At 51.8% G+C, this 2,595-nt stretch carries 2 protein-coding genes; both read left to right on the top strand.

What is annotated here, in order from left to right; translation table 11 throughout:
* The first annotated feature begins 182 nt into the window (after positions 1-182).
* Positions 183-1,736, top strand: coding sequence for an IS21 family transposase (istA, locus tag BLW68_RS20855; protein WP_410316500.1), 1,554 nt, complete (start codon positions 183-185; stop codon positions 1,734-1,736).
* A gap of 11 nt (positions 1,737-1,747) precedes the next feature.
* Positions 1,748-2,494: an IS21-like element helper ATPase IstB gene (istB, locus tag BLW68_RS20850; protein ID WP_092797209.1), complete on the top strand. Its 747-nt coding sequence runs from the start codon at positions 1,748-1,750 to the stop codon at positions 2,492-2,494.
* Positions 2,495-2,595 lie beyond the last annotated feature (101 nt).

The raw sequence follows: 2,595 nt of genomic DNA, 5'->3' as shown, positions 1-2,595 counted from the left end.
TGCGTATTTCGGGATGATCCGGCCAGCGATTTCGGCATGAGTCGGCCACCCATTTCGGTATCATCCGGCCACTGATTTCGGCCTTATCCGGCCACCTGTTTCGGTATCGTCCGGCCAGTTTGTTCTTCCTTCGTTTTACGGACTTTGGCATAACAGTTTTTTAACTGTTTGCCGGAGTAGTCATGACACGTAAAAAGAAAATGGTAAGGACAGATATGCAAACTTATCTGGATATATTCCGTCTTAAATTTGAGGCCAGACTAAGCGACAGGCAAATCTCTCAGGCTTTAAATATTGGCCGGGCAACCATCAGTGATTTGGTTATCCGCTTTAACAATTTAGGCCTCAGCTGGCCGTTGGCAGCCGATTATCCGCTTGATAACCTCGACAAACAGTTATTCCCTGGCCGTGATTACAGTACACAGCGGGTCTTGCCGCTATGGGTGCAGGTGCATATTGAGCTGCGCAGAAAAGGCGTGACGAAAATGCTGTTATGGCAGGAGTACCAAGCAGAGCACGGCAGTAACGCGCTTGGCTACACGCAGTATTGCGAACATTACCGGCGTTGGTGTGCCGTGCAAAAACGCTCGATGCGACAGCATCATGAAGCCGGTGAGAAGCTGTTTATCGACTTCTGTGGCCCGACAGTGCCGATTGTGAACCCAGAAACGGGCGAAATAAAACCCGCGGCTATCTTCGTCGCCACAATGGGCGCATCAAACTACACCTATATCGAAGCCTGCGAAAGCCAAAATATGGAATCGTGGCTGATGGCCAACAGTCGTTGCCTGACATTTTTAGGCGGCGTACCCGCATTATTGATACCCGATAATCTCAAAGCCGCCGTTGATAAAGCGGATAAGTTCGAGCCGGTGCTTAACGACAATTACAAAGCGCTGGCCAGACATTATGGCTGTGCGCTGATGCCCACCCGGCCACGCAAGCCGCAGGATAAAGGCAAAGTCGAATCCGCTGTACTGATTGTGGAGCGCTGGGTATTAGCCCGGCTGCGCCATCAGGTATTTTATTCACTGGCTGCGCTAAATCAGGCCATCCGGGAGTTGAATACTGAACTTAATCAGCGACCCATGAAGCATTACCACGGTGCCAGCCGTGAGCAGTTGTTTAAATTGCTGGACGAACCCGCCCTGCAACCACTGCCGCTTTATGCTTATGAGTACACCGATTACCGCATTGCGAAAGTCGCCAAAGACTACCACGTACAGTACGACAACCACTGGTACTCGGTGCCACACCGTTTAGTGGGTGAGCGGGTTGAAATCAGTGCCACGCAAACACTGGTTAAGGTTTACCATCAGACCAAATGTGTCGCCCAGCATCCCCGCAGCCATAATGCTTACCGGCACAGTACAAATGTGACGCATATGCCAGAAAACCATGCTGCCTATCAGGAGTGGAACCCCGAACGTATTCGCAGCTGGGCCACGCAGATTGGCTGCAACACGCTGGCGGTGGTGTTAGCCGTTGAACGCAGTAAAGACCATCTGGTGCAGGCGCAGCGTGCCTGCCTGGCACTACTGAGCGAGCAAAAGCGCTACGGCAGCGACCGGCTGGAAAGCGCCTGCGCGCTCGCCATCAGTCGCCAGCTACCTTATATACCGGTCATCAAAAAGCTGTTGAAAAACGGCGAAGATATGCGCTGGCAACCTGATGAAGCCAACACCATTATCCCCGGCACACACATCAACATCCGTGGCTCAAAATACTACCAATAAGGACAACACTAATGGATGCACTACTTATCCAACTACGTCAGCTTAAGCTGGCAGCCATGGCCAATGCGCTGGAGCAGCAACGCCTTGCGCCCCATACTTATGCCGAGCTTAGCTTCGATGAACGGCTGGGATTACTGGTCGAGCAAGAACATCTGGCACGGGATAACACCCGCTTACAACGCTTGCGCAAACTGGCTAATCTGCGCCTTAAAGCCACACCGGAGGGCTTACGCTATCCGGCAAAGCGCGGCTTGCGGGCTGAACAAATTACGCCACTCATGCAAGGCCATCACCTGACATATCATCAGAACATCCTGATAACCGGCCCCACCGGCAGTGGCAAAACCTATCTTGCCTGTGCCTTAGGTGAGCAAGCTTGCCGACAGAATAAACGCGTACTGTATTACCGCTTAGGTCGGTTACTGGAGAGCCTGAAAATGGGGCATGCCGATGGTAGCTATCTGAAACAACTGGTACAGCTACAAAAGGTGGATATGTTGATCCTGGATGACTGGGGTCTTGAGGGATTTAAAGGTAAGCAAGTCAGTGATTTACTGGACGTGATTGAAGATCGCTACGAGCAACGCAGCACGATCATCGTCAGTCAGTTACCGGTCTCAGAATGGTACGGTCTGATGGATAACCCGACTGTCGCAGATGCGCTATTAGACAGAGTGATCCACAACGCCCACCGACTAGAATTAACAGGTGAGTCACAACGTAAAAAAACACTGGTTCAGGGTGAAGAAGTCGGGTAAAAAGAGAGCATAAACGAAGGTCAGATCATGCTGGCCGGATCACACCGAAACGCCTGGCCGGATGAAACCGGAACAGGTGGCCGGACAAACCGAAATACGCA

The organism is Rheinheimera pacifica (genome assembly GCF_900108485.1).
In the GTDB taxonomy this organism is placed as follows: Bacteria; Pseudomonadota; Gammaproteobacteria; order Enterobacterales; family Alteromonadaceae; genus Alishewanella; species Alishewanella pacifica.
The sequence above is the reverse complement of the archived record's forward strand: the minus strand, read 5'-3'. Positions and strand labels throughout refer to the sequence as shown.

What these genes read in the sequence shown, in the direction of transcription:
- istA (WP_410316500.1), top strand. Translation starts at nt 183, where the DNA reads ATGACACGTAAAAAGAAAATGGTAAGGACAGATATGCAAACTTATCTG.
- istB (WP_092797209.1), top strand. Translation starts at nt 1,748, where the DNA reads ATGGATGCACTACTTATCCAACTACGTCAGCTTAAGCTGGCAGCCATG.